Origin of the sequence: Methanoculleus caldifontis, assembly GCF_032842345.1 — an archaeon.
Lineage (GTDB): Archaea > Halobacteriota > Methanomicrobia > Methanomicrobiales > Methanoculleaceae > Methanoculleus > Methanoculleus caldifontis.
The window spans coordinates 584235-611182 of the sequence record NZ_WBKO01000001.1 but is presented as its reverse complement, the minus strand read 5'-3'; the positions used below and the strand labels follow the sequence as shown (position 1 = coordinate 611182).

Below are 26948 nucleotides of genomic sequence, written 5' to 3'. Positions count from 1 at the left end.
AGGAGGTCTGGCAAGGTGCATGAATACCTTCTTACGCCGGGACGGCGACCGGAAGACCGATGAAGGAAGGTAACCTCCCCGACTGGAACGAGCTCTGGAAGGCGGGGCTTGCGCTGAACCGCTCGACACCGGGGTTCCGGGAAGGGGCCGGCCTCTGGGGCAGGCGGGAGCAGGCCCGGCAGTACGCCGCCCGGTCGGAACCCGGCCGCGTCCGGCGGGTCGCGGAGATCCTCTCGGATCTCGGTGTCTCTCCCGGCGACCGGGTGCTCGATATCGGGTCGGGCCCCGGGACTCTCGCCCTCCCGCTCGCCCGTTCCGGCGCCTCGGTTACGGCGGTCGATCCGGCGGAAGGGATGCTCGCCGAACTCCGGGCGGCCGCGGAGCAGGAGGGGATCGGCGGCGTCACCACCGTCCGGGCCCCCTGGGAGGAGATCGATCCTGACCGCGACCTTGAGCCGCCCTACGACCGGGTGGTCGCCTCGTTCTCGCTCGCGATGCCGGATCTCCGGTCTGCCCTTGCCGCGATGGACGCGGCCGCTTCCGGGTCGGTCCACCTCTACTGGTTTGCCGACGAACCGCTCTGGGAGCGGCTCTACCTGGCGCTCTGGGAGGACCTGCACGGGGCGCCCTACCACCCGAAGCCGAAGGCCGACTGCCTCTTCAACGTCCTCTACGGCATGGGGATCTACCCGAATGTTCTGATGCGCCCGCTCGACGGCACCACCCTCTTTCCGGCAGTCGAGGACGCGGTCGAGCACTTCGCCCCCCGGATGGGTGCGGAGACTCCGGAGCAGCGGGCGGTCCTCGGGGACTACCTTCGCACCCACCTCGTCCGGCGAGACGACGGCCTCGCCCTCGCAGGCCTCTCTACCTACGCCGCTATCTGGTGGCGGAAGCGGGGGTGAAGTCCTTTCACGGCAGGAATCGTCTGCCCGCGACCAGTGCGGCGATGATGGTCAGGCCGAGCGCCGCAACGAGCACGTGACGGGTGGAAGGGTCCGTGAGCCGGGCGAGGAGGGCTCCGAGTTCCCGCCGGTAGAGGTAGGCGAACAGACCGGCGATCAGGAAGAAGAAGAGCCACTCGCTCGGCTGGGCGAGTTCCCGCAGGAGGGCGTCCCAGAAGTAGTCCTCCGCGTAGTCGTGCCGGGGGAGGGGGCCGAGGAACGGCCAGAACCACTCGACGGGGTGCCGCCACATTGCGTCGAGGAACTGGTGGCTCGCCATTCCGGCGGCCACGGCAAGATGGCCGACCTGACCCCTGTACCGGTAGAGGAGGAGGCCGGCGATGAGGACCAGAAAGAGGACGGTGAGGCCGTGGAAATAGATCCGGCCGTAGTTTACCGTTCCGGCGAGGAAGATATGGCCGAGCGGCTTGTCGATCAGGTCGGGGAGCACGGCGCCCAGCGCGGCGAGCGCGACGACCCTTCGATCGCCGACGATCGCCGCGAGGACGATCCCGACGAGGATTCCGGCCATGGCATGAGCGAGAAGGTACACGCTCTCAAGTGGCAGGACGATCATAAACTCTTTTTCCCCGGACCTTTCTCTGTGCCCCTCCCGGCAGGGGACGACCGTGGATCCTCTCGATCTCGCTGTACTAATTTATCCTACCCTGAACAAAAATAGTCCGCAATGTATATATTTGTTCAGGGAGCACTATGCTGTATGCAGACGAAGATCCTCCTTGACGAGGGAGAGATGCCGAAACGGTGGTATAACGTTCAGGCGGACCTCCCCACACCCATGGATCCGCCTCTCCACCCGGCTACCGGGAAACCGGCGGTTCCCGACGACCTCCGCCACATCTTCCCGATGGAACTGATCCGGCAGGAGATGAGCACGGAGCGCTACATCGATATTCCCGACGAGGTCCGGGAGATCCTCACCCTCTGGAGGCCGAGCCCCCTCTACCGGGCGCGAAGGCTTGAGAAGGCCTTAAAGACCCCGGCAAAGATCTACTTCAAATGGGAGGGCGTGAGCCCGCCGGGGTCGCACAAGCCCAACACCGCCATCCCCCAGGCCTACTATAACCGCGAGGCGGGGGTAGAGCGGCTCGCGACCGAGACCGGGGCGGGGCAGTGGGGCTCGTCGCTTGCGTTTGCAACGGGCCTCTTCGATATGGAGTGTACCGTCTACATGGTCCGGTCCTCCTACGACCAGAAGCCCTACAGGAAGAGCATGATGCAGGTCTACGGCGCCGAGTGCATTCCGAGCCCGTCGCAGAAGACCCGGTCGGGTCAGGCGATCCTCGCCCGCGACCCCGATACGCCGGGCTCGCTCGGGATCGCCATCTCCGAGGCGGTCGAGGACGCGGCCGCCCACGAGAACACCAACTACGCCCTCGGTTCCGTCCTCAACCACGTCTGCCTCCACCAGACGATCATCGGCCAGGAAGCACAGCAGCAGCTCGCGATGGAGGACGCCTACCCCGACGTCGTGATCGGGTGCGTCGGCGGCGGCACCAACTTTGCCGGGCTCTCCTTCCCGTTCGCCGGCGACAAAATGACCGGGAAGCACCCCGACACCGATATCATCGCGGTGGAGCCGGCCGCCTGCCCCACCCTGACGAAGGGGCTCTACGCCTATGACTTCGGGGACGTCGCAGGGCTGACGCCGCTTCTGCGGATGTTCACCCTCGGCCACGACTTCGTCCCGCCGGCGATCCACGCCGGAGGACTCCGCTACCACGGGATGGCGCCGCTCGTCTCCCGCCTCGTCCGCGACGGCGTCGCGCGGCCCGTCGCCTACCGCCAGAACGAGGTCTTCGACGCCGCCGTGACGTTTGCGCGGACCGAGGGGATCATCGTCGCGCCCGAGGCCGCCCACGCCGTGAAGGCCGCGATCGACGAGGCCCTCCGGTGCCGGGAGACCAATGAAGCGAAGGTGATCCTCTTCAACAACTCCGGACACGGCAACTTCGACTTCTCCTCCTACGAGGCCTATTTTGCCGGAAAGCTCGTCGACTACGAATACCCGGCGGATCTGATCAAGGAGTCGCTCGCCAGGCTTCCTGCGACGGGGTGATGCCGGTGGAATGGACAGCGCTCGAAGAGAGCACAACCTGAAGATAGGGCGCGAAGAGGCTGCTGCGTACAGCGGCCGGCCTCTCATCGTCCCGGTATTTTGTGAGATCCCGCTCCCGGCCCTGCCTCCGGCGGACCTCTATGCCTCCCTCCGGGATGGTCCCGGGTTCCTGCTGGAGTCGCTCGAGGGGGGCGGGAAGGCTGCCCGGTACTCGTTCATCTGCACCGCACCGGCCGCTGAGATCGCCGTCGCCGCCGATGGGGCGGTGACGGTCTCCGGTGATTCACACATCCGGGAGGTTGCCGGAGAGATCGAGGCGGACGACCCGGTCGATGCCGTCCGCTCGTTCATGGACCGGTTCCTGGCCGTTCCCTCGTCGCTCCCGCGATTCTCGGGAGGGCTTGCCGGCTACTTCTCCTACGACCTCGTCCCGTCGATCCACCCGACGGTCCGGCCGGGTGCGGCGGAGGATCCGGACGAGCCCGTCGCCCGGTTCATGCTGGCGCTGGATTGCCTCGCCCTCGACCACCGGGAGCGGCGGCTTACGGTCATCCGGAACCTGCTCGCCGACGGGGCCGACCCGGAGGAGGGGTACTGCCGGGCTGCCGAGGCGGTCGGCGGAGTGATCGCCCGGATACGCGGTCTCGGCCCCGCCGGTCCGGCCGGCCCGGACCCCTCCGGGGTCGCGGCATCGTCGTCCTGCACCCGCGAGGAGTTCTCGGACGCGGTCCTCCGGATCAAGGAGCATATCGCAGCAGGCGAGATCTTCCAGGCGGTCCTCTCCCGGAGGCTGACCTGCCGGACGGGCGGCGACCCGTTCGGGATCTACCGGCGGCTCCGGACGAGGAACCCGAGCCCCTACATGTACTACCTGGACTTCGGCGACCTGACGGTCGCGGGGAGCAGTCCCGAGATGCTCGTCCGGGTGGAGGACGGGCAGGTGACGACGGTCCCGATCGCCGGCACCCGGCCGCGGGGGCGGACGGCGGCGGAGGACGACCGGCTCGCGGCAGAGCTCCTCAGCGACGAGAAAGAGCGGGCCGAGCATATCATGCTCGTCGACCTCGCACGAAACGACGTCGGGGCGGTATCTGCCTACGGGAGCGTCTCGGTCGAAGGGTTCATGACCGTCGAGCGGTTCTCGCACGTCCAGCACATCGTCTCGACGGTATCGGGCAGGCTCCGGGAGGGGTGCGACCGGTTCGACGCCCTCCGGTCCTGCTTCCCGGCGGGGACCGTTTCGGGCGCCCCGAAGGTCCGGGCGATGCAGATCATCGACGAGACGGAAGGGCTCCGGCGCGGGATCTACGCCGGAGCCGTCGGCTACCTCGGTTTCTCCGGCACGATGGACCTCGCGATAGCCATCCGGACGGTCGTGGTGCAGGACGGCCTTGCCTCTGTCCAGGTGGGGGCGGGGATCGTGGCCGACTCCGATCCCGAACGCGAATGGGCCGAGACCGAGAACAAAGGCCGGGCGATGCTTGCGGCGCTCGGTGCGGCGGAGGTGGAATGATGCGGGTGCTCGTCATCGACAGTTACGACAGTTTCACGTTCAACCTCTGCCAGCAGATCGGGGCGCTCGGCGCGGAGCCGGTCGTGGTGAAGAGCGATGTGCCATACGAGCGGATCGCATCCCTCGCCTTCGACCGGGTCGTCCTCTCCCCCGGTCCGGGGCATCCCCGCGAGTGCGGACTCTACCGGGAGGTCCTCTCGACGATCAGCCGGACGGTCCCGACGCTCGGCGTCTGCCTCGGCCACCAGGCGATCGGCCTCGCCTTCGGTGCGGGGATCGCCCGCGCTGAGAGGCTGATGCACGGGAAGCGGTCGGTCGTCCGGCACGACGGTGCGGGGATCTACGCGGGGGTGGCAAGCCCCCTCGTCGCGACCCGCTACCACTCGCTCGTCATCGACCCGGCAACGGTCCCGGACTGCCTTGCGGTGACGGCAGAGAGCGACGACGGGGCGGTCATGGGCGTCCGGCACCGGGAGTTCCCGATCGAGGGGGTACAGTTCCACCCGGAGAGCATCCTCACCCCCGAAGGGGGTCGGCTGATGGCAAACTTCCTCTCCACGACGGAGGGCGGGGCATGATCCGCGAGGCGATCGCCCGGGTCTCCTCGGGCACGGACCTCACCCCCGCCGAGGCGGGAGGGGTGATGGAGGAGATCATGCGGGGTGCCGCGACCCCCGCCCAGATCGGCGGGTTCCTCACGGCGCTCCGGATGAAGGGGGAGACCGTCGCGGAGATCGCGGCGCTCGCCCGGGTGATGCGGGCGGCGGCAGTCCCGGTCTCCCTCCCGGCCCCCGATGCGCGGGTGGATACCTGCGGGACCGGGGGCGACGGTGCTGGAACCTTCAACATCAGCACCGCGGCCGCCTTCGTCGCGGCCGGTGCCGGGGTTCCGATCGTGAAGCACGGGAACCGCGGCGTATCGAGCCGGTGCGGCTCCGCCGACGTCCTCGAGGCGCTCGGCGTCTCCGTTGCGATCCCGCCCGACCGGGTGGCGGAGGTCCTCTCGACCGCGGGGATCGTCTTCCTCTTCGCCCCGGCCTACCACCCGGCGATGCAGCACGCCCGGCCGGCCCGGCAGGAGATCGGGATACGGACGGTCTTCAACCTTCTCGGCCCCCTGGCGAACCCGGCGGGTGCGGGAGCGCACCTCCTCGGCGTCTACGATCCCCGTCTGACCGCCCCGGTCGCCCGGGTCCTCGCCGACCTCGGCGCGAAGCGGGCGATGGTCGTCCACGGCGCCGGCCTCGACGAGATCGCGACGGCCGGCCCGACGACGGTCGCGGAACTCCGGGGCGGCGAGGTCGTAACGTATACGCTCGACTGCACGGAGTACGGGATCCCGCACTCGCCTCTTGCCGCCATCCGGGGCGGCGGGCCGGCAGAGAACGCGGCGACCCTCCTCTCCGTTCTGTCGGGCGACGAGGGGCCCGCCCGGGATATCGTCCTCCTCAACGCCGGGGCGGCGATCTACCTCGGCGGAAAGGCCGGGGGCATCGCCGGCGGGATAGCACGGGCTGAGGCTTCGATCGACTCGGGGGCGGCGCTCGAGCGGCTCCGCCGCCTGGTCGAAGCGACCGGAGGCGCGGCATGATCCTCGATGAGATCGTCCGGTCGACCGGTGAGCGCCTCAGGGATCTCGAGGCCCTTCCGGCCTTTGATCCCGACGCTCTGCCCCACCGGAGCCTTGAAAAGTCGATACGGGCGTGCCGGGAGAAAAATGCGGTCATCGCCGAGGTGAAGTACGCCTCCCCGTCCCGCGGGAGGCTTCACGACGGCTGCACCCCTGAAGCGATCGCCGGCGAGTTCGCCGCCGCCGGGGCCGCCGGGCTCTCGGTGCTGACCGAACCCGCCTACTTCGGGGGGAGTACGGAGAACCTCGTCCGGGTGCGACGTGCGGTCTCTATACCGATCCTCCGGAAAGACTTCATCATCGACGAACGCCAGCTCGCCGAGAGCCGGGCAATCGGCGCCGATGCCGTCCTCCTGATCGTCAGGGTGCTCGGCGACCGGCTCCCGGCGTTCGTTGAAATGGCGCTCGCGCTCGATCTCGAGCCGCTCGTCGAGGTGCATAACAGGGGCGAGATGGAGCGGGCGCTTGCGACGGAGACGGCTCTCATCGGGATCAACAACCGCAACCTCGATACGCTGGCGATCGATCTCACGACGACGGTCAGCCTCGCGGAGGCGGCACGCGACGAGGGGAGGACTGTGGTCTCCGAGAGCGGCATCCTCTGGCCCTACGACGTCCGTCGCCTCTCCCGGCACTGCGATGCGTTCCTGATCGGGTCCGCCCTGATGTCGGCACGGGACCGGCGAAAGCGACTGGAGGGGTTCCTATTCGCGTGAAGATCTGCGGGATGACGAGCCCCGGCGACGCCCGTGCCGCCGCGGCGGCCGGAGCCGACGCGATCGGGGTGGTCCTCGCGAGCCCCTCTCCCCGGTCGGTGAGCCCGGATCGGGCCCGGGCGATCTTTGCGGCGGTCCCGCCGTTCGTGACCACGGTCGCCGTCACCTCGACCGACCGGGAAGAAGACCTTTCGGCGATCCTCTCCTCGCGGCCGGATGCCGTGCAGGTGGCGGGCAGGCTCGCCGTCCCGCCCGACGCGGGGGTCCGGGTCATCCGGATGCTCGCGCCCGGCGACCCCCTTCGGGACGACTGCGACGCGGTGATCGTCGATTCCAGCCACGGCACCGGGCGGGCGTTCGACCCGGAGTATGCCCGGAAATGCGTTGCCTCCTCGCGGGTGCCGGTCATCCTCGCGGGCGGGCTCGCCCCCGGAAACGTCGGCGATGCAGTACGGACGGTGCGGCCCTACGCCGTCGGTGTCTGCTCGGGCGTCGAGGCGGCGCCGGGGGTCAAGGACGAGCGCCTCATGCGGGCGTTCGTGAAGATATGCAGGACGATCGATTCATGATAGCAGGACGATACGGAAGATACGGCGGGCAGTACGTGCCCGAAACCCTGATGAGCGCGCTGATCGAGCTTGAGGAGACCTACGCCCGCGTCTCCGCGGACCCGGAGTTCGCCCGCCGGCTCTCCTGGTACCTTCACGAGTATGCCGGGCGGGAGACCCCGCTCACCTACTGCGGGAACCTCTCCCGCGACCTCGGCTGCCGGGTCTACCTGAAGCGCGAGGACCTCCTCCACGGCGGTGCGCACAAGCTGAACAACACCCTCGGCCAGGCGCTGATGGCGAAGTTCATGGGCAAGCGCCGGCTCATCGCCGAGACCGGCGCCGGACAGCACGGTGTCGCGACGGCAATCGCGGGGGCGGCCCTCGGCCTCCCCGTCGAAGTCTACATGGGCGAGGTGGACACCCGGCGCCAGGCGCTGAACGTCTTCCGGATGGAGCTCCTCGGCGCCCGGGTCGTCCCGGTTGCCTCGGGGACGCGGACGCTGAAGGACGCCATCAACGCGGCGATGCGCGACTGGGTGGCGAACCTCCGGGAGACCCACTACCTGCTCGGCTCCTGCGTCGGCCCGCATCCCTTCCCCCGGATCGTCCGGGACTTCCAGTCGGTCATCGGCGAGGAGGCGCGGCGGCAGATACTCGAGAGGGAGGGGAGGCTCCCCGACACCGTCGTCGCCTGCGTCGGCGGGGGCTCGAACGCGATCGGGATCTTCTACCCGTTCGTGAACGACGACGTGGCGCTCGTCGGCGTGGAGGCGGGCGGCGAGGGGCTCGAGTCCGGCCGTCACGGGGCCTCGCTCTCGGCCGGTTCGATCGGGGTCTTCCAGGGTGCGCTCTCCTACCTCCTCCAGGACGGCGACGGCCAGGCGCTCGAGACGCACTCCGTCGCCGCAGGCCTCGACCACCCCTCGGTCGGGCCCGAGCATGCCATGTTAAAGGACTCCGGAAGGGTCCGCTACGAGGCGGTCACTGACGCCGAAGCCCTCCACGCCTTCCGCCACCTCTCCCGGACCGAGGGGATCATCCCGGCGCTCGAGTCCGCCCACGCGGTCGCCTACGCCCTCCGGGCGGCGGACGACCTCGACCGGGACGGGATTCTCGTCATCAACCTCTCCGGGAGGGGCGACAAGGATGTCGCCGACGTTGCAAGCCTCCACGGCGGTGCAGCATGAGCCGGATCAGGGCGCTCTTTGCCCGGAAGAACCCGGCCTTCATCGGGTTTACCGTCGCCGGGGACCCCGGCATCGAGGCGTCGTTTCGGGCGGCGGCGGCGATGGTCGACGCGGGCGTCGACCTCCTCGAGATCGCCCTCCCCTACTCCGACCCCGTGGCGGACGGCCCCGTGATCGAGCGGGCGCACGTACGGGCTCTCCGGGCGGGGACCACCCCGGACGACGCCTTCGCTCTCGTCCGGCGGGTCAGGGAGTACGCGCCGTTGCTCCCCATCGTCCTCTTCACCTACTACAACATCATCTACCACCGGGGAACCGACCGGTTCTTCGCGGATGCCGCCGCCGCCGGTGCGGACGGCGTCCTCGTCGTCGACCTTCCCGCCGAGGAGTCGGGCGAGGTCGCGCCCTCCGCCCTCCGGCACGGCATCGACCGGATCGCCCTCATCGCCCCGACGACTTCGGCGGAGCGGCAGCACGCGATCCTTCGCGGAGCCTCGGGATTCGTCTACCTCATCTCGCTCGAGGGGGTGACCGGGGAGCGCGACCGGCTCCCCCCGAACCTTGCCGGGCTGGTCGGCACGGTGCGGGAGAAGACGGATCTTCCCATCGCCGTCGGGTTCGGGGTCTCGCGCCCGGAACATGTGGCGGCGGTCGTCGAGGCCGGCGCGAACGGCGTCATCGTGGGGAGCGCTCTCGTCCGGGCGATCGAGGAGCACGTGGGCGACGAGGCGGGGATGCAGGATGCCCTCCGCACCGCGGTCCGGTCGCTACGTGGCGGGCTCGTTCCCCGATCCCGAACCTGATATACCCCGGCGGGAAAGAGTAGAGGGATGACACAGACCGTCGGGTTCCTGCTCAACCCGGTCGCCGGGTTGGGCGGTGCCGTGGGGCTTAAAGGGACGGACGGACACGTGGCGGAAGCGCTCCGGCGCGGCGCGGTCCCGCACGCCTGCGACCGTGCGGTGCAGGCCCTCTCCCTCCTCCGTGACGACGATATCGCGTGGTATACCTGCGCAGGATCGATGGGCGAAGATGTCCTCGAGCGTGCCGGCATCGACCGCTCCACCGTCCTCTACCGGCCCGGCGTTCCGACCGCCGCCAGCGATACGAAGGCTGCCTGCCGGACGTTCCTCGACGCCGGGGTCGATCTCGTCGTCTTCTGCGGCGGGGACGGGACGGCCCGCGACGTCTTTGACGCGGTGGAGCGATCGATCCCGATCCTCGGCATCCCGGCCGGGGTGAAGATGTACTCCGCGGTCTTTGCGGTCAACCCGGCAGCGGCGGCCGACCTCATCCGGCAGGCCGGGCGGATCCCCTGCCGGGACTCCGAGGTGATGGACGTCGATGAAGAGGCCTATCGGTCGGGCCGTCTCTCCGCCCGGCTCTACGGCTACGCGTGCGTCCCCTACATCCCCGAGCGGACGCAAGGAGGGAAGCAGGTCTTTGAGCAGCAGGACGAGGAGCGGGCGAAGGACGATATTGCCGCGTTCATGGCTGAGATCATGCTGCCGGAGACCATCTATATCATCGGCGCCGGGAGCACGACGGCGCGGATCATGGAGCGGCTCGATCTCGCCCCTACCCTGCTCGGCATCGACGTTGTCCAAAACGGGGAGGTTCTCGCCCGCGACGCCGACGAGCGGACGCTTCTCGCCCTCCTCGACGAGCACCCGCGGGCGAAGATCGTCGTGAGCCCCATCGGTGCCCAGGGGTTCGTCCTCGGCCGGGGGAACCAGCAGATCAGCCCGCCCGTCCTCCGGAAGGCCGGGTTATCGAACCTGATCGTGGTCGCCACCCCGGGAAAACTCGCCGGGACGCCCCTCCTGTACGTCGACTCCGGGGATCCGGCGCTCGACCGGGAGATCGGCGACTCCCTTCAGGTCATCTCCGGCTACCGGATTGCGCAACGCAAAAGGGTCCTCCACCCGGAATGACGCCGCTTCGACCGCTTTCTCGCGCGAGTACTGCTCGGCGAGCTTCCTGAGGTCCCGCACCTTGGCGTTGGCCGCCTCGATGACGGAGAGGACCTCGAGGTAGCGGCTGTCGGCGAGGTCGCCCTCCTTCTTGAGATTGACGAGCTGCTGGCGGTAACGCTCGTTGATGGCGAGCTGGAGTTCGATATCCCGGCCGCGGAGCTCCGCAACGGTCGTATCCTGGATCCGGGGGAAGAGGAGGCCGAGCCCGACGATGTTCGCATCGAGGATCCGGTAGACGCTCTCCGTCAGCCGGACGAGACCGGGGGGGACGCCGCTTCCGTTCCGCGACGCCCTGCGGAAGAACTCGCCGAGGTCCGCCCCGAGATCGCCGAGCCGCTCGATCTCGTTTGACATCCGGACGAGGAAGACCACCTCGGTCGCCTCGTGGTCTGCGAGCTGCCTTGCCGAGATCTGCCGGAGGGCCTGCTCGATCCTCCGGTCCAGGTAGTTGTTCAGGCTCTTGAGCTTCTCGAGCATCTGGTAGTCGGCTTCCTTTGAGGTGACGAGATAGGTCGTCGCCGCCCGGAAGAGGTCGAGCGTGACCTCATGGGCGTGCCTGAGCTCCTGCTGGATCAGGTCAAAGCCGAGGCGGGTGTCGTCGGGGATGCCGCCCTCGAGGTGGCGTGTCCGCATCAGGATCTCGGGCTCGGTTCCGGGCACCGCCCGCTCGACAAGCTTCCCGAACTGCGCGATGAGAAGGAGGAAGACCGCGGCCGCGATTATGTTGAAGATGAGGTGGGCGTTTGCCACCATCTGCGCCTCCGTCCCGCCGAGCGTCGTCACGAGGTCGGTGAACGGCACGAGGAAGGGGAGGATCAGGAGGACGCCGCCGAGGTTGAAGATGAAGTGGGCCGCCGCCGCCCGCCGGGAGTAGAGGTTCATCCGGGCGGAGGCGATCAGGGTCGTCGTGGTCGAACCGATGTTCGCGCCGAGCAGGATCGGGATCGCCTGCGGGAGGGTGAGGAGGCCCTGCTGGGCGAGGATGACGACGAGTCCGGTCGTCACGGAGCTCGACTGGACCATCGTGGTGAAGAGGAACCCGATCAGGATGGCGAGCGGGAGCGCCGAGAACCCGGTGATGAGCCCGATGAGCTCGGGGTCGTCCTGGAAGGGTGCGAGCGCCGTGGAGATGAGGTTCAAACTGAAGAAGACGAGGCCGAAGTAGAAGAGGGGTTTACCCAGGAATTTGTACTGCCTCCCGAAGATCCCGACGAGGAACCCGACCGGGATCAGGACCTGACCGAAGGCCGTCATCTTGAAGGCGACGAGCTGGGCGGTGACGGTCGTCCCGATGTTCGAGCCGATGATGATGCCGAGGCTCTGGAGGAACGAGAGCGTCCCGGCGTTGACGAGGCCGACGGTGATGATCGTCGTCGCCGCGCTCGACTGGACGATGGCGGTGACGACGGCGCCGAGGAGCGCACCGGCGACCGGCCGCGACGTCAGCCTGCCGAGGATCCGGGCGAAGCTGCCCTTCGCGACCGCGAGGATCTCCCGCGAGAAGTTCTCTATTCCGTAGAAGAAGAGGATCAGGCCGGGAATGATGGCGAATAGGAGTTCCCACGGGACCATTGCTGTTCGAGGAGTATGGAGCCTCCGCTCTGAAATAATTCTCTAAATGGATCGCCGGCGGGAGATGCCGTTACATGGGATTTTATGGGCGGTGTGCCGTGGTCTGCCGCCAGGCGAGGACGAGAAGCAGGATGCCGAGGCACAGGAGCCCGGCGTGGATGTAGGCTGCTCCGGCGAACTCGTAGAGCGACGGCGAGTCGACCCTGATGTTTGCCGGAAGCGGCGGGGCGAGGAAGAGGCCGTATGCCCAGAGCAGGCCGGGGATGCTGATGAATGCTGCCTCAATGGCCGCGAACCATGCCGTCGATCCCCTCTCGAGCGGGAGCGCTCCGAGCAGGAGAACGAAGACCGCCGGGGCGAGGAGCACGGTCGCGAGCAGGCTGAGCCCGGAGGACCAGGGCGACGGCCCGAAGACGGCGAGCGAGAGAAGGAGCCCTGCGAGGGGTATCGCCGCCCACCACCTGCCCTCTTCCTCCCGCACGGTGACGGCGAAGAGTACCACTCCTGCGAGGGAGGCGGCACAGAAGAGGAGGAGCACCGGCGAGAGTTCTGCAACCAGGTGTGCGGACTGACCGGGCGGGGCGGCGAGCCGGGCATACCCGCCGACCACGGGGACGGCGATGAAGTGGGCCGCGGTGAGGGCGAGTGCGAGGGTTTGTCTCTCCAGGGCCATTCCTACCCCTCCTCTACCCGGTCTTCTCTCCGGATCCCCTGGCCGGCGACTATCCGGAGAGCAACGTAGATAACCGCGGCGATCAGCACGCACTCGAGATAGAACCCGAGGTCTGTGAGCGCGGAGAAGGCCAGTTTGTATGCAGGCGTATCCACCCCGAGCGGCAGGACGCCCATGACGCCATCGAAGAGCCACCCGAAGACCGGCACCCTGCCCGCGATCAGTGGGGCGGACCCGCCCGGCCACCGGTCCGGGTTTATCAGGAGGGCGGCGACGAACGGGAACGAGGCTGCAACGGCGACGAGCATCGCCTGCCGCTGCCTCCGGATAGGAACGGCGCCTTTGATGAGCGGGAGCGGTGTCGCGGCTCCCGCGACGGCAATGGTGAGGATCGCGAGGATGAAGACGGGGAGGACGGATGGCGGCGCCGGCCCCGGGGTCCCGGAGACGGTCACGGCGACAAGTGCCCAGGCTGTGCACGCCGCGACCGCGACGAGCGGCGGGATCGCCGGGGATAGCCGGCGCCGGGGAAGAGAGATGTTCTGCATTGTATCACGCCGTGGGCCGGGTTCCCTCCGCAGCCCTGCGTGAGAAGTCAACGTTCCTCTATAAACGATTTCTGTCACGATCGTCTACATGTCAAGGCGCCTTGATCCGTTCTGCCCCCGAGCGGGCGGCAATCTCTCCGAGAGGTCGAAGGGCCGGGGTGCCGGCCGGCGGTAGAAGGGGTCCTCCACGGCGTAGTGTTCAGCCCGATTGCTTCTCCTCGCATCGCCTGCTTGCGATCTGCACGATGATGCTGCCAAACAGCAGGATGGGAAACAGCCACCGGGTAAGGGCGTCAGGCCGGCCGTGCAGGATGATATCCTGGTAGAAGTTGACCCCGAGGACGACTGCGGCAAGGACCAGCAGGAGTTTCCATAAGAGCGACAGGTGGTTGCAGTTCATGATCGCCACCGGTTATACGATTCCCACCGCGCGATGGAGGTAGTATGCGAGGACCACACCGGTTGCAAGTGCGACGAAGACGGCCCGGTCCTTCGATTTCTCGTGAAATACCCGTACGCCGAAGTAGGTCAACAGGCAGAACCAGACGAGGAGCAGCAGGCCGGCAAACGGAACCCCCAGGAGGACCGCCCAGGAGAAGAGGATGAGCGGTGACAGGGCGTAGACCGTCGACTTCATCGTCTTCTCAAACTCCCTGTGGACGTCGACGAAGAGCAGGAAGAAGTGCTCGACGAGGCTGACCGCGAGGAGGGCGACGCTCCCGTTTATCAGGCCCTGCATCAGGGTGATAAGGGTGCCTGCCGCGATAAACCAGATCCGGTGCATTCCGTCAATATCCACCGCCTCTCCCGTAAGGAGGGGTAGCGCCATGAATAGGACCGATACGGCGGCGACGATCGCGAAGTAGAATACGAGATCGTCGCGCAACGGCTTTTCATTGAGTTGCTGAAAACGGCGCCGTGGGCCGGAGAAGATCGTTTCCTGTGATATCCCTGTCGGCATGTTCCCTCCTCCCCGGACGACGGCACTCACCCGTCCGGTTTCGGTATCGATGAAGGAGAAATCGATCCTCTCCTATAAACGTTCTCTGTCATGATCGTCTACACGTTGGGGTTTCGATCTTTTTCTCTCGATGGTACGAAGCGACCGGGGCGCACGGCCCCCTCTCTCACGAGCGGTCGCCGGATATCCATCCGCACGAACCTCGTGTATACGATAGCGAAGGAAACCCCGGAACCGATGCCCGATCTCGAAAATTTCAAGGGCAGACAACCCCATTACTGGTTTAGGCCGTGCATCTCACCTGGCCGGGGACTTCGATTATGAGACCGCTCCTTGCCGTTGTCGTGGGAATAACGCTCATCTATGCCTGCATGCACTTCTTCGTCCTGCCGGAGGCCCCGGACGTTACCCGCATCGAGAATGTAACTTGCCTGAATTCTCCGGCATACAACCCGGCCGTCCTGGACCTCTGGGATATCGCCGTTGGGGAGACCGGCGTCGAGAACGAGTCGGCGGTACTGCGACGGCTGGAAGTCGATCTCGCCGGAGACGGTGTGGTCCGGGTGATATGGCTCTTCTTCTACGGGGAGGAGGGCGGCGAGCAGCACGCCTACGAGGCGTATGTGGGGCCGGGCGGAACCGTGACTATCAAATCGCAGAAACTTGAGTTTCCCGTGCAGGGGGTGCACCCCCTCGCCCTCTTACGGGAGGTCGACGCCATCGCTCTGGAGGATCTCTCCTTCCGGGAGCGGGGTATGAGGCTTCTTGTGAGTGTGAACGCGTACGGGGACCAATACGACGAGACCCGGGGGAGGCTCTACGAGGTCTCGAACGGGGTGTTCCGCCCGGTAAAAGAGGTGACGTTCGGCCCGGATGCACGTTGGTACACCATCACGATCACTCCCCACCGGGGGTCTCCGCCGTCTCCGGGAGAACTTCCCGACTGTATTATTGCGTTCACCCGGCAGGATATCGCGGGGGCCGGGTCCGTAGTCTATGGGTAAATTGACCGGCATCCGAAGCCGGGCTTTGGTCACCCTGCTCCCGGGTGATGAAGACCTAACCGGTTACGTCCACGCCCCTATCTGCCCGGGATACGACATCCCGCCGGGGGAAGTAGCGCATCATCCTTCCGTCTCTCTCGCTCCGTACGGCCCCCTCCCGGATGAGCAGCGCCATATGCCATGTCACCGATGCGCCGGCGATACCGAGCGCGGATGCAACTTCTTTTCGCATCATTCCAGGGTCCTGTGCGAGGAGATCGAGGATCTGCTTCCGTGTCCCGTTGAGGGGGTAGCCCTCTCCTTCACGGGCTGCCCTGCCGTTCGCGTAATACCGCAACTGTCCGTGGTCGCGCTCCGCGAGAATCTTTCCCGTCTCGCAGAGGGTTGCGAGGTGGTACCGGAGCGTTCCAATGTTAACCCCCAGCATGCGTGAGAGGGTAGCATGGTTAATTCCAGGATTCTCCCGGATGCAGAGGTACGCCGCACGACGGGTATCATGATCGAGGGCATTCTTTCGGGAGATTCTTCTATGCCCGAGCCAGAGCCATGCCGCTGCTGCTATAAGGAACTGGACCGGGAGGAAGAGCAGGGGAGCGGTCATGAAGACAAAGTCGAGCAGGACCAGTTTCAGGGGCACATTCCAGATATATTCCGGGGTCGTATCGTCCGATATCGCCTCCGGAAACTCCCATTCGCTGTTTCCGGTGCCAACAGCGCTCCCTGGGGTTATTGCGGACAGGAAGACGATGAAGAGCAGTGTGCTCCTCACGAGAGGGAGTGGATTCGACATTAAGAAGAACAGGCGGCCGGAAGTATAAAAAATATGTGATTTATCCCGCCGTGGCTTCAAATGTATAATCCTGCGTGCCCCGTACTATTTCTCCATAGACCTGGAACCGCCATGTTCCGGCCTCCGGCGAGGTGATCCCCGTGCGGATCTGTGCGTCTTTATGGCCATCCAGATCGGTGTCGTGATAGTAGGCGTACGTGCTTCCGCTCGGCGAGATGATCTTCAGCGTCAACGACTGCTGGGGGACGAACCAGTCCAGGTTCACAAACAGCGTTGAGCTGCCTGGAGGTGCGTACGTGTTGTGATAGTGTGTCTCTCCCTGCTGTATGAGGTAAATTGCATGTATCCCAGCATCGCCTGCCGGGCTCTCCTCTTCCGAAGCGGTGTTCACGCCACATTCGCTGCCTCCGGCAAAAGCCGGCGGCACCATCAGGACCAGTGCAAGCACCAGTGCAAAGATGCGGTTGTATGTCATCGTACCACGGGAGAACTTCTCAAATATGCCCACTTAAGTTTTCTGTCGATCCTCTCTACACGTTCTCCGGTTGGGGCAGGCTGGCCGCCCGGGAATCGGTGTCGAGCAATGGTGGAGGGGGCCTGTCGATCGGGGTGGGCGCTGGTGCCGGGCCCTCCTGCAAAATAGGCGTCTGTGACGTGGATACGATATCCGGTATCGATTTTCCCTTTGCCGCGGGGATTTATTATCGGTCGGCGCAGTGTGAGTTCCCGGTCGACTGCGGGATGTTTTCGGAAGCAAAATGGATCGAACAGTCTCAACGTGTAGAGAGGATCGACAGAAATCGTTTATAGCAGAACGTTGATTTCTCACATATGGGTACCGGGACCGGTATCCCGAAGCGCAGGGCGGTCCACCCGGCCAAGAGCGAATCGGATGGGTGAACGTCCTGCATGCCCGGAGGCAAAAGAGTGTACGTGCCCTGTGTACTTGAAAGTATGCTTCACCTGCCTCCGGGGAAGTTATCAGAGGAAAGCAAATGAGCAGAAAGATTGGAACGCGGGCACTTCCCCTGCTTTTCGCAGTGCTGCTGGTGGGTGTGATGATGGTGCCGGCGATGGCTACGGATGCCAATCGTGACTGAGGTGAAGAAATGGAGAAAAAACAGCAATTCCTGCCAGCATTTGTTATACTCATGCTGACAGTGACGGCCTGTCTGGGATTTGCTTCTGCGAACCCGGTTGCCGATGAGTATGGTATAGACACCGAACGTGGGGAACTTACAAGTAATGAGTACATGACGGCCATTGAGTTCCTCAAATCGAAAGAGAACGTCATTGATAAGCGTGGCTATCTGCCGGAGTTCAAAGACGCACAGCATCGACGTGCATGGTATAATGTCTTGGACAACCTCACGAGCGACATGTTCGACTCTGTAAAACCCTACCTTTACCCAGACGGTCCCATCATCGGTTTTGGGTATGATATTGAAGGGTATGTCGGAATCGGTGTTGTGGAGGGATATTCTCAGGATAAAGCAGATATTGCAGTGAACGAGATCTGCACAATGCTGAATGAAGAAGCAAGTAAATCAGGGATAGAAGATGTCCCCGTCAAGGTTAGATCTGTCGACCCTGACAGCCTGGTACTTCACAGTGCAAGCGACAGATTCCGTCCCGTGATTGGAGGAGTGCAGATGCAGGCGATCTTAGGCAGTTCAACTGGAACTGGAACAATTGGTTGGGCTGCTCAAAACACTGCTGGAACCCTTGGTTACGTTATTGCCGGACATTGCTCCGATGGTGTTGGAGAAACAATATACCAACCAAGTGTAAGTGCATCAAATACCGTTGGTACGGTGGCCGCTGACACTCAGTGGCCGAGTCAAAGTTCCTATGCAGACGCAGCTTGGGTTCCATATAGTAACGTTGCGGCAAAAATCTATGGTAGTGGAGGGGTACAGGAAACTGTGAAAGGCTATTATGCTGACTGTGGAGTAGGATTGTCCGTTTACAAATCTGGAGCCGTTACAGGTACGACATCGGGGGTGACTATACGGAAGGACATTGTATTTGACGGCGGTACAAAGAAATATCTCTACAATCAGCACTTTGCTTCATTCAGTGCTACAAATGGAGATAGTGGAGCACCAGTTTACCATGTTGAACCGGATCATGATAGGATTGTTGTAGGACTTTACTCCGGTAGTTTTAACGGTGAAAATTACTTTTCACCAGTGTCTGGTGTGCAGAGTGAACTAGGCGTTCTTCCAATAACTGGTTGAGGCTGCATTACATATGAGTAACCTCTCGATCCCAATAATTTTTGTTTTTGTGATTAGCCTCTCCACAGGGTTGTATCTCTCGGAAGGTCTCCACGATCAGGGGTCTGCAACGTTGGTCGGGGGATTCCAATCATTGCAACCAATATTCACCGAAAATGACGTTGAGCTCCTAAAGGTCAGTCTGAACAGAAGGGAGCCCGTTATCATCACGCTCGGAGGGCTTCCCTTCTCGAAGGGCGGAAAAACTGCGTCGTACCCGGACCTGGAGAACTTCACCACCGTCATAGGAGATCAGATACGGGAACGCTATCTCTATCCCAACGGGTCTCTTATCGGTTTCGGCTACGACGTTGACGGGTATCTCCGGGTGAGTATCTGGAGCGGTCCACCTCCGCCAAAGAACGTTCCTTCAATAGAGGCAGTGTATACGATGCTTGACGGGCGGGCAAGGGAGATAGGAATTGAGAATATCCCGGTGAAGTTCACGATATTCTTTTCTCCGCCGGAGTTGATCCTTGGTCCTCAAACGGATCTCTCAAGGTGGATGCGTCTATGCGGTGCAACTTGAGGAGGTCACAATCCCCAGGGCCGCAGCCTGTTTTTCTCTCTAAAGGTAGGTTTTGGGTTGGTGTTTGTCCCATAAACGGTTTATCTTGAAACGTCCAAGTGGACAATCGTGGGTACCGCAGGCGTCGCCTGCACCAGTGTGCGGAGGTTCACCCAGCCGGTTTGCCAAACGTCCGGGTGAATGTCCCACGTGCCCGGAGGCAATGGGAATGTGTGCTCTTCCCATACTTGAAGGGATGCCTCTCCTGCCTCCGGCGAAAGAGACTGAAGGAAAAACTGTGTTACCTGTTCCTAAATAGACCAAAGGAGCACAGATACGATGGTGTCTTTGAATAAACTCAAAATCCTATTTTTGGTGGCTGCAGTTACCGTCATTCTTATGATATCCCTTACTCTGTTCGGGGTCGCCTGGATCAACTCAAACCCGGGCTATTATAGATATGCGGTCACAGTAGATGGCCTTTCCAACTATACCGGCGAGCCTGCGACCGATATCATCGTGCCGATGCCTATGAGGGACGGCAATCTGGTTTTTTCGGAAGAAGAACTCCAGTACAAGCAATTCGGCAACTGGAAATCGGTAATTGTTGTAACTCCCCATGGCAAAATGCTTGCGTTTCAATCGGTCGACGCGAACCTTACCGATATCCACGCAAAATTCTTCAAAGGCTTTGATCCGGGTGAGTTAAAGTTGACAGACCTTCAGAATGAGTCTCTCTCCCCGCTCATGAGTGGGGGTCTGGATACCCCTGTAAGATGGAATTCCAGCACGCAGGAGGGATCCAACTACACATCAGTGCTCTTCTTTCCAGAAGACCTCATACCTTTGAATGCGAATGCACCAGATATCGGCGTTAGCCTGGAATTAACCGTATCTGAAGGTATCCATCACTCCATCTCGGGGGATACATTCCGGATAAGCATTCATGAGTGTATTCCGCCTGAAATTCGCGGAGCGATCCCGATTAGCGTTCATGTCAAGAAGTACCTGGATGGAAATTGGGTTCCAGTAAACGAGGAGGGCATCCCCATACTCTCCAGATCATGACACTACGTGCAGAGCAGGTAATTTCCATGAAGCTGAGAAAAAGAGCAAACGTGAAACAATACCTCGTTTTAACGATCATAGTGCTGGCCGCATTCTGTAGTTGTGGATGTACGCAGCAAAGCGCCGCGATGGAATGGTACAGACAGGGATTGCACTTCAATTCCTATGATAACCAGTTTGAGCAGGCATTGGAATGTTTTAACAAATCTCTCGAACTTGACCCCCAATTTGAAGAAGCCTGGCGGGGTAAAAGTGTCGCACTCTACAACTTGGGACGGTTCCAGGATGCGCTCCAATCCATAGACAGGGCTCTTGAACTTGATCCGGAGTATGCTGAAGCTTGGTATATAAAAGGGGAGATACTGTCGAGTTCTGGAAAACCCGATGAGGCGGATCGTTGTTACACCAGGGCTCAGGAGATAAATCCACGTCTTTCCCGAATTTAGGGTGGCGTAACAAAATTTTTGTAAAAGTAATTGTTCAGACCGGTCAGTGAGCAGTGATTGGGATGAACGGTGTTCCACTGAATACACCTACGATTGATTGCAGTACCGACTGCTCCTTACTGGACCTCCTCTGGAAATGCTACGCCTCGATCCGGGAGCAAATAGGCTCGAAGCACCCGATGAGTAGAGGATCGTGACAGAAATCGTTTATAGGGGAACGTTGAGTTCTCATGCATAGATCCGGAAGGCGGGGCCCACCCGCCGGGCGATGGTGAGAAAATGGACGAGAGCTATCACAAGACCGTAAAAACACTCCTGACCCTGCTGATAGCGGTCGCCATCCTCGCCGCGGTGATCTTCCTGCTCCTTCTCCTTCCTGCGTTCGTCGAGACCACCCTACCGAACGACTCCTACGAGATCAGGATCACCGGTCTCTCCGATCTTGCCGTGAACGGCACCGCCACGGTCATGATCCCGGTCCCGGCAAACGCGGAGGGCGAGCTGGTGATGTTTGAGGCGTCCAGCGTCCGCCAGCCCACTGGGTGGCGGGCAGCGGTCCGGGAGACGCAGTACGGGAAGATGCTCGCGTTCACGACGACGGAGGGCTACGCGCAGGATGTCTTCATGCCGTTCGGTGAGTTCGAGACGAAAGAAGAACCGCGGCTGCTCGTGCCGGTCCTCGCGACCCCGGACAACGCGAGCGTCGCCGGGTTCACCCGGGGATCGGGCGGCACCTACACCACGGTCGTCTTCCTCGACGGCTTCGTCCCGCCGGAGAACGCCACATCGATCTCGTTCGACCTCAGGTACCGGGGCGGCGGCGGTATGAAACACCTGATAAAGGAAGATACCTGGACGGCGACGGTGGACGCGACCGTTCCGGGTACAGCGTCCGGTTTTGTCCCGGTTCCGGCCGGATACCATGTTATTGCCGGGGGTATCAATCTATGATGACCGACTTCGAGAGAGAAGATTTCCATCGATTGAAACGTATTCTCGTTGACGGCAAAACTCATGCAGTCCGTAAAAAGGCGGTTTCTCTTGCTCTTTTATCCCTCATCGTCTTCACTGCCGTATCGGGATGCCTGTCAAGCGACATTGTCGGCGACCGTCATGATCTCACCGTCACCCGAACCGATGCCGCCGGTAACGAGATCTGGCACACTGTCTTTGATGAAGGGGGCGATGAATACGGCACCATTCTTTTGCCAGTTTCGGACGGCGGTCTGCTTGTCGGAGGGTCGGTCAAAAAATCTCCCGGAAGCGACGAGCAGGCCCTGCTGCTCAAGATCGCGGAGGACGGCCGGATCGAGTGGAACCGGTCTTTCCCGACAAGGTATGGCGTTGAGGCAGTCGCCGCCCACTCCGACGGCAATTTCACCGCCGGGACGGCCGACGGGTCTCTACTCCGGGTGGTCGGCGACGGGACACCGGTCTGGAGCAGCCGCGTATCGGGGTCTGTGCTTGGAGTCTCCGGTCTGCCGGACGGAGATATCGTGGCTGTAGGGAGCAAGAACGATAGGGATGTCTGGGTGGCGGTCGTGAATGATACCGGGTCGCTCCTCTGGGAACAGACCTACTCGGCCCTCGGTCGAGGACGAGCCCTGGGGGTCGCTTCGGCATCGGACGGGGGGTGCATCGTTGCAGGGGCGACGGATAGCCATTCGCTCTGGGTGATGCGGCTCGATAGAGAGGGTAACGTCATCTGGAGCCGCACCTTCGAGGAAGGGCCTGAGTTTGCCGGGGTCACGCTTTACCGCGTATACTCGGTGCGGGAGAAGCCGGACAGTAGCGTGGATCTGCTCTATAGGGTAGGTAGGACTCTGGAGGGAGAGGCTGTCGGAAGATCGGTCACGGTCGACCGATCTCTTGACCGGGACGGCTCGGATATGAGCGTAACAGAGTTTTATACGCCCTGTCCGGTTGCCCGGACCTCCGGCGGGGGCTATGCCTGTGCCTGCCTTGAAAGCTCCCAGAGCGACGGTTACACCTTCGGGAACTATCTCGGGTCGCCGATCCATATCGTGAGATTCGATGATCGCGGTGAGATCACTCGGAATCAAACCGGCACGAGGGCGGCGGTGAATATCGTTACAGATGTCGTGCAGACCTCAGATGAAGGATTTGCGGTGCTCGGTATGTATACGAAGACCTGAGCCCGCAAAAGTTTAGGGATACACCGCGTCAGCACTGGCCTGTATCGGCCAGCATTGACACGGGGTGCTTGCACAGCGAAGATTCCTATCGAGCTGGCACAGTATGGATCTCCGATCGAATGCGGGATGCTTTCGGAAGCAAAACGGACGAAACGCCTCAACGTGTAGAGAGGTTTGACAGAAATCGTTTATAGGGGAACGTTGACTTCTCATGCGTAGATACTGGCACTCCGGAACACAGGACCCCCCAAGCCGGGCGATGGTGAGAAAATGGACGAGAGCTATCGCAAGACCGTAAAAACGCTCCTGACCCTGCTGATAGCGGTCGCCATCCTCGTCGTGGTGATCTTCCTGCTCCTTCTCCTTCCTGCGTTCGTCGAGACCGCTATGCCGGGCAACTCCTACGTGATCGAGATCACCGGTCTCTCCGGTCTTGTCGTGAACGGCACCGCCACGGTCATGATCCCGATTCCGGCAAACGCGGAGGGCGAGCTGGTGATGTTCGAGGCGTCCAGCGTCCGCCAGCCCGCCGGGTGGCAGGCGGCGATCCGGGAGACACAGTATGGGAAGATGCTCGCGTTCACGACGACGGAAGACTACGCGCAGGATATCTTCATACCGTCCGGCGAATCCCAGACGAAAGAAGAGCCGCGACTGCTCGTGCCGGTCCTCGCAACCCCGGACAACGCGAGCGTCACCGAGTTCACCCGGATTTCGAGCGGGACCTACACCACTGTCGTCTTCCTCGACGGCTTCGTCTCGCCGCCGGAGAATGCGACCCCGATCTCGTTCGACCTCAGTTACTGGGGCGGCGGGGGCATGAAACATCTGATCAAGGGGGATATCTGGGCGGCGACGGTGGATACGATCGTTCCGAGCACAACGTCGGGATTTGTTCCGGTGCCGGCCGACTACTATGTCACTGCCGGGGGTATCATGCTATTATGATGGACGATCCCGTGCGGAGAATCCCACGGCGGACCGTGAGCGTCGCGATCTCCCGACCGTGTGCTCCTCCGGTCTTGCGGATCAGACGTCAGGAGGTGAATAGAAGATGGTCCCCTCGATAATCCCCTTTTTGGGCAAAGTCATCGGTGTCTCGCTTCTCGCGATCGCAGTTATCGCTATCGGCGGGAATATTCTCGTCCACTATTATCCAACGGTGCCGGGGCATTACTCATACGTCGTTTCCATTACTGGATTGTCCGACTACCAAGGAGATCCAATCACGGAGGTTGTTGTTCCTATCCCTGCAATTGGCGGTTCACCGGTTTTTTCTGAAAAGGACCTCCAGCGGATGATCTCTGGTAACTGTACGCCCCTGCCTGTTATGACAAAGGATGGAGAAATGCTCGCATTGCGCTTGGTCGGTACAGATCTCACAGACATCTCTGCCGCGAAATCACGGGATTTCTCAAAAGATCCCTCGCTTGAAGAGGTGCAGGAAGGTGTGTTTGTACCGAGTTCCTTATGGCCCTCTGAGACGGCGAATGCCTCCCCATACATCATCATCCCGGACTCGCTCCGCCCCGTATCGAGCGATCCGGGCCCCATCTCGATAAGTATCAACGTTACCGTATTCGGGAGTACAACCTTCGGTGAGCACAGGCCCGACTACCTGATCTCGATCGTGGAGCAGATCCCGCCGGGAAGGACCGGCATTATCCCCGTGGAGCCGCGGATCTACTATCGCGACAGTTTTCGCGAAGCCTTCCGTCCTCTGGAAGAGAACGTCGGCTCGCGCATGGGTGCCGGGACCGGTATCCCGGCAGAGGTGATATCATGACCGGACGGAGTCAGATCCTTGCCGTTGCCTGCATCGTGTGCATTGTTCTTGTGAGTATCGTCCTCATGACCTTCCCTCCGGCCGGAGTGGAGCCTGCAGACCCGCATCTCATCCCCGAGGAGACCGCCCGCGATCACGCGACCGCGGCGCTCGTCGGGTTCATCGTCGCGGGTCCGGGGCTCGCCGAAGGGGAGGCCTGGCGGAACGCCACGATCGGTGCCGAATCCGTGCTCTTTTTCGACCGCAACGGGAGGCCGTTCGTCTACCATTACCCGGTGGAGAGCGGCGGCGTGGCGATCGGGGGCATCAAGGTCCCGGCCCGGACGGTCCTCGGCGGTGGGATGATGGAGTACGGGACTACGCCGTCGACCTTTGACCCCGAGGACGCCATACCTCTGGCCGTCGCCGCAGCAGAACGCGCGTACCCCGGCTGGAACATCCGGGACGCTCTCCCCTGCTACGCCCCGCCGGTCACCGGCGTCCTGGTACGGGCGATGACGGCGAACGATACCGGGACCCTCCTCCTGATTGACCCGGTATCCGGGATGATGGTGGAGCGGGAACCGGCAGACGAAGGTGCCGCCGTCGTCGATCATCGCGGACGTGTCCTCAACCAGGACGAGGTCGAGGAGAGGGTCGCCGACTGGCGCAGCACCGATGCGCAGTATCGCGAGATCCTCGCATTTACAGAGGACCACGGGATCGATCTCCGGCAACCCCTCTCGGGGGAGGACTTCGAGCTCTATGAGGAGTTCTTCAAGGCCCGGAAGGTGTCGCCGCCACGGACACCGCCTCCCGGCACTCCCATACCCGAGTCGGAGCTGATCGCGCGGCAGAAGGAACTGGAAGAATGGCAGCGGACGGCGGAGTGGGAGATCGCCGTTGCCTACGATGCCGGGATGCCCGATGACGAGATCTCTGCCGTCATCGAAGGGCACCTTGCCGGGGGTTCCATCCCGGGAGGTATCGAGACCGGACCTGCGTACACTTGGCTCTGCCTCAACGCGACGACCGCAGAGTTCGCCGGATACCGGGCCCGTCTTGAGAACCACGCAACCGTCCTGGTGGTTGATGCCAACCGGGCTTTCTTTATGAGTCTCCTTGAGAGCCCGAGAACCGTGGGGGATCGTACGCTCTGGCTCTTCGACATCGGCCAGAACCCGCCAGAGATGGAAGAAGAGGATATCACGAGCCTGCTCCTCGCGGAGGGCTTCCCGCTCGAGGAGATGCGGTTTGCCCGCATGACCGCGTATCCCGGGGACCGGAACGGGCGGGAGCTGTTCGCCGAGCGGCTGAACGGGGATGCACGCCTGCTCTTCGTGGTGAAGGAGTACCGCACGGGGGGGTGAACAGCCCTTTGCCTCCGGCGGTGGGGGCATCGGATAGTAACCCTGAAGAGTATCTGGAGAAAGGTCGTCATCGAGAAGTCAGTTGATACCGTCCTTGTAGTGGCGATCTTCCTGATCCACCTCTACACATCCCCTGTGTCTTCCATCAACCGGGTCTTCTGGTTTTCTCTTCGGCATCGGCGCATTCTTGACCTGCATCAATTTCGGATCTGCCGGATGACGTCGAGTATCAGGCAGGCGAGATCCTGCGCGAGCGAAGGATGATGGAAAATGGGCAGTTACTCAAGTTCTGGATCGTGAAGAAGGAGGACCCGGCCCGGATGATCGGCACCGTCAGCTTCAACACCATCATCAGAGGTCCGTTCCAGTCCTGCTTCCTCGGGTATCGTCTGGACTATGCCGAGGTACGCCGGGGATACATGACCGAGGCGTTGAGGGAGGCGATACGGGTCTTGTTCGGGGAGTGCCGCCTGCATAGAGTTGAAGCAAATATCCTCCCCGGCAACGGCCCCTCTCTGCGGGTTGTAGAGAAACTCGGATTTCACTATGAGGGCCTCGCACACCGGTACCTTCTGGTGAACGGAAAGTGGGAGGACCATATCCGGATGGTGCTGTTAAACGACAGGTGGGCCGGAGACAGATGAGGTTCCGTTTGCCCGTCTCCGGCGGCATGGTTCGTCCTGTCGCTCCCTAAACCCTCTTTCCTATCGTCTCGATCGCCTCGATCATCGTCTGCTGCTGCGGCTTGATGATCGCCACCGGGCAGTCGACGATCTTCTCCACGATCGAGGCGAGGATCGGGGCGCAGACGATCCCGAGCGCCCCCTCCTTCTCCGCCCGTGCCGCGGCGGCGATGCACTCCTCGAGGGTGTCTGCCGGGTAGCCCCGGATCCGGTACTTCCGCCCGTCGATCTGGAGATCCCGGTTGTCGATATCGTCGAGGAGGAACCGGGCCGCGATCACCGCGATGAAACTCTTCTCGCGGGGCTCGAGGACGTTGACGATCCGCCGGACGGTCGAGAGGCGCGGGTCCGCCCTCCCTGACGTCAGTTTGTAGAGGGTGGCGGCCGGGATTCCTGCCCGGTCCGCGAGGTCGCGGATGCTCATATCCTGCCGGGCGAGCTCCTCCTGGAGCGCCTCGGCGAACTCGGTCTCAAAGATCTTTCGCGAGAGCATCGATCTACTATAGTATCATCACCGGAATAACATCT

29 protein-coding genes and 1 pseudogene are annotated in these 26948 nt (G+C 62.7%); 21 read left to right on the top strand and 9 right to left on the bottom strand.

All coding sequences use genetic code 11. The features are described 5' to 3' along the window. Nucleotides 1-59 precede the first annotated feature (59 nt). Nucleotides 60-905 carry a class I SAM-dependent methyltransferase gene (locus F8E02_RS03160; protein ID WP_317064002.1) on the top strand — a complete coding sequence of 282 codons (846 nt, stop codon included), beginning with the start codon at nt 60-62 and terminating at the stop codon, nt 903-905. Between the two features lie 7 nt (nt 906-912). On the opposite strand, the gene F8E02_RS03155 is transcribed toward F8E02_RS03160, so the two are convergent. Next, the gene (locus F8E02_RS03155) at nt 913-1521 is read right to left on the bottom strand and encodes a metal-dependent hydrolase (protein WP_317064001.1); all 609 of its coding nucleotides are present in this window, start codon (nt 1519-1521) and stop codon (nt 913-915) included. A gap of 144 nt (nt 1522-1665) precedes the next feature. On the opposite strand from F8E02_RS03155, the gene F8E02_RS03150 reads away from it, so the two are divergent. Genes F8E02_RS03150 through F8E02_RS03110 form a run of 9 tightly spaced genes read left to right on the top strand, consistent with a single transcriptional unit; the run spans nt 1666 to nt 10555 of the window. Next, nucleotides 1666-3024 carry a TrpB-like pyridoxal phosphate-dependent enzyme gene (locus F8E02_RS03150; RefSeq protein WP_317064000.1) on the top strand — a complete coding sequence of 453 codons (1359 nt, stop codon included), beginning with the start codon at nt 1666-1668 and terminating at the stop codon, nt 3022-3024. Between the two features lie 10 nt (nt 3025-3034). Then, complete coding sequence (locus tag F8E02_RS03145) at nt 3035-4537, top strand: anthranilate synthase component I family protein (RefSeq protein WP_317063999.1); 1503 nt, start codon at nt 3035-3037, stop codon at nt 4535-4537. Then, nucleotides 4537-5115, top strand: coding sequence for an anthranilate synthase component II (locus F8E02_RS03140; RefSeq protein ID WP_317065140.1), 579 nt, complete (start codon nt 4537-4539; stop codon nt 5113-5115). The genes F8E02_RS03145 and F8E02_RS03140 overlap by 1 nt, the downstream gene beginning before the upstream one ends. Further along, nucleotides 5112-6128 (top strand): anthranilate phosphoribosyltransferase, encoded by a 1017-nt coding sequence (gene trpD, locus F8E02_RS03135; protein ID WP_317063998.1) that lies wholly within the window; start codon nt 5112-5114, stop codon nt 6126-6128. Before F8E02_RS03140 ends, trpD begins: the two co-directional genes overlap by 4 nt. After that, nucleotides 6125-6883, top strand: a complete 759-nt coding sequence (locus F8E02_RS03130; protein ID WP_317063997.1) for an indole-3-glycerol phosphate synthase TrpC — start codon at nt 6125-6127, stop codon at nt 6881-6883. Before trpD ends, F8E02_RS03130 begins: the two co-directional genes overlap by 4 nt. Next, nucleotides 6880-7452: a phosphoribosylanthranilate isomerase gene (locus tag F8E02_RS03125; protein WP_317063996.1), complete on the top strand. Its 573-nt coding sequence runs from the start codon at nt 6880-6882 to the stop codon at nt 7450-7452. The genes F8E02_RS03130 and F8E02_RS03125 overlap by 4 nt, the downstream gene beginning before the upstream one ends. Beyond that, the gene (trpB, locus tag F8E02_RS03120) at nt 7449-8621 is read left to right on the top strand and encodes a tryptophan synthase subunit beta (RefSeq protein ID WP_317065139.1); all 1173 of its coding nucleotides are present in this window, start codon (nt 7449-7451) and stop codon (nt 8619-8621) included. The genes F8E02_RS03125 and trpB overlap by 4 nt, the downstream gene beginning before the upstream one ends. Next, nucleotides 8618-9424 (top strand): tryptophan synthase subunit alpha, encoded by an 807-nt coding sequence (gene trpA / locus F8E02_RS03115; protein WP_317063995.1) that lies wholly within the window; start codon nt 8618-8620, stop codon nt 9422-9424. The genes trpB and trpA overlap by 4 nt, the downstream gene beginning before the upstream one ends. Nucleotides 9425-9451: 27 nt before the next feature. After that, on the top strand, nt 9452-10555 hold the full coding sequence (locus tag F8E02_RS03110; protein WP_317063994.1) for an ATP-NAD kinase family protein: 1104 nt from the start codon (nt 9452-9454) through the stop codon (nt 10553-10555). 723 nt (nt 10556-11278) lie between these two features. Here the strand turns inward: F8E02_RS03110 and F8E02_RS03105 are convergent. From F8E02_RS03105 to F8E02_RS03085, 5 genes and pseudogenes are all read right to left on the bottom strand, one after another. Further along, a pseudogene (locus tag F8E02_RS03105) lies at nt 11279-12169 on the bottom strand (Na/Pi cotransporter family protein); the annotation flags it as partial. Between the two features lie 82 nt (nt 12170-12251). Further along, nucleotides 12252-12842, bottom strand: a complete 591-nt coding sequence (locus F8E02_RS03100; RefSeq protein ID WP_317063992.1) for a hypothetical protein — start codon at nt 12840-12842, stop codon at nt 12252-12254. A 2-nt stretch (nt 12843-12844) separates the two neighbouring features. Further along, a complete protein-coding gene (locus tag F8E02_RS03095; protein ID WP_317063990.1) occupies nt 12845-13390 on the bottom strand; it encodes a hypothetical protein in 546 nt (181 codons plus the stop codon). A gap of 199 nt (nt 13391-13589) precedes the next feature. Then, the gene (locus tag F8E02_RS03090; protein ID WP_317063989.1) at nt 13590-13790 is read right to left on the bottom strand and encodes a hypothetical protein; all 201 of its coding nucleotides are present in this window, start codon (nt 13788-13790) and stop codon (nt 13590-13592) included. A 12-nt stretch (nt 13791-13802) separates the two neighbouring features. Further along, a complete protein-coding gene (locus tag F8E02_RS03085) occupies nt 13803-14351 on the bottom strand; it encodes a YIP1 family protein (RefSeq protein WP_317063988.1) in 549 nt (182 codons plus the stop codon). A gap of 320 nt (nt 14352-14671) precedes the next feature. Here F8E02_RS03085 and F8E02_RS03080 point away from each other — a divergent pair, with 320 nt between their 5' ends. Further along, complete coding sequence (locus F8E02_RS03080; RefSeq protein WP_317063987.1) at nt 14672-15355, top strand: hypothetical protein; 684 nt, start codon at nt 14672-14674, stop codon at nt 15353-15355. Nucleotides 15356-15410: 55 nt separating this feature from the next. Here F8E02_RS03080 and F8E02_RS03075 read toward each other — a convergent pair whose 3' ends face one another. Together F8E02_RS03075 and F8E02_RS03070 are read right to left on the bottom strand one after the other, a co-directional pair. Continuing rightward, the gene (locus F8E02_RS03075) at nt 15411-16145 is read right to left on the bottom strand and encodes a winged helix-turn-helix transcriptional regulator (protein ID WP_317063986.1); all 735 of its coding nucleotides are present in this window, start codon (nt 16143-16145) and stop codon (nt 15411-15413) included. Between the two features lie 40 nt (nt 16146-16185). Next, nucleotides 16186-16653 carry a hypothetical protein gene (locus F8E02_RS03070; protein ID WP_317063985.1) on the bottom strand — a complete coding sequence of 156 codons (468 nt, stop codon included), beginning with the start codon at nt 16651-16653 and terminating at the stop codon, nt 16186-16188. A 601-nt stretch (nt 16654-17254) separates the two neighbouring features. Between F8E02_RS03070 and F8E02_RS03065 the strand changes: the two genes are divergently transcribed. The 10 genes from F8E02_RS03065 to F8E02_RS03020 all read left to right on the top strand — a co-directional run bounded on the left by F8E02_RS03065 (nt 17255) and on the right by F8E02_RS03020 (nt 26381). After that, nucleotides 17255-18385, top strand: coding sequence for a chymotrypsin family serine protease (locus F8E02_RS03065; RefSeq protein WP_317063984.1), 1131 nt, complete (start codon nt 17255-17257; stop codon nt 18383-18385). 13 nt (nt 18386-18398) lie between these two features. Further along, nucleotides 18399-18953, top strand: coding sequence for a hypothetical protein (locus F8E02_RS03060; RefSeq protein WP_317063983.1), 555 nt, complete (start codon nt 18399-18401; stop codon nt 18951-18953). A 318-nt stretch (nt 18954-19271) separates the two neighbouring features. Beyond that, complete coding sequence (locus F8E02_RS03055) at nt 19272-20000, top strand: hypothetical protein (protein WP_317063982.1); 729 nt, start codon at nt 19272-19274, stop codon at nt 19998-20000. Between the two features lie 26 nt (nt 20001-20026). Continuing rightward, entirely contained in the window at nt 20027-20446 is a 420-nt protein-coding gene (locus F8E02_RS03050; RefSeq protein ID WP_317063981.1) for a tetratricopeptide repeat protein, read from the top strand. A gap of 279 nt (nt 20447-20725) precedes the next feature. Beyond that, nucleotides 20726-21397, top strand: a complete 672-nt coding sequence (locus F8E02_RS03045; protein ID WP_317063980.1) for a hypothetical protein — start codon at nt 20726-20728, stop codon at nt 21395-21397. Next, nucleotides 21394-22602 carry an outer membrane protein assembly factor BamB family protein gene (locus F8E02_RS03040; protein WP_317063979.1) on the top strand — a complete coding sequence of 403 codons (1209 nt, stop codon included), beginning with the start codon at nt 21394-21396 and terminating at the stop codon, nt 22600-22602. Before F8E02_RS03045 ends, F8E02_RS03040 begins: the two co-directional genes overlap by 4 nt. Nucleotides 22603-22872: 270 nt before the next feature. Further along, nucleotides 22873-23550 (top strand): hypothetical protein, encoded by a 678-nt coding sequence (locus F8E02_RS03035; RefSeq protein ID WP_317063978.1) that lies wholly within the window; start codon nt 22873-22875, stop codon nt 23548-23550. A gap of 106 nt (nt 23551-23656) precedes the next feature. Further along, nucleotides 23657-24388 (top strand): hypothetical protein, encoded by a 732-nt coding sequence (locus F8E02_RS03030; protein ID WP_317063977.1) that lies wholly within the window; start codon nt 23657-23659, stop codon nt 24386-24388. Then, nucleotides 24385-25737: a hypothetical protein gene (locus F8E02_RS03025; protein ID WP_317063976.1), complete on the top strand. Its 1353-nt coding sequence runs from the start codon at nt 24385-24387 to the stop codon at nt 25735-25737. Before F8E02_RS03030 ends, F8E02_RS03025 begins: the two co-directional genes overlap by 4 nt. Before the next feature lie 260 nt (nt 25738-25997). Next, entirely contained in the window at nt 25998-26381 is a 384-nt protein-coding gene (locus tag F8E02_RS03020; RefSeq protein WP_317063975.1) for a GNAT family N-acetyltransferase, read from the top strand. 46 nt (nt 26382-26427) lie between these two features. On the opposite strand, the gene F8E02_RS03015 is transcribed toward F8E02_RS03020, so the two are convergent. Continuing rightward, nucleotides 26428-26913, bottom strand: a complete 486-nt coding sequence (locus F8E02_RS03015; protein ID WP_317063974.1) for a helix-turn-helix domain-containing protein — start codon at nt 26911-26913, stop codon at nt 26428-26430. Between the last annotated feature and the right edge of the window lie 35 nt (nt 26914-26948).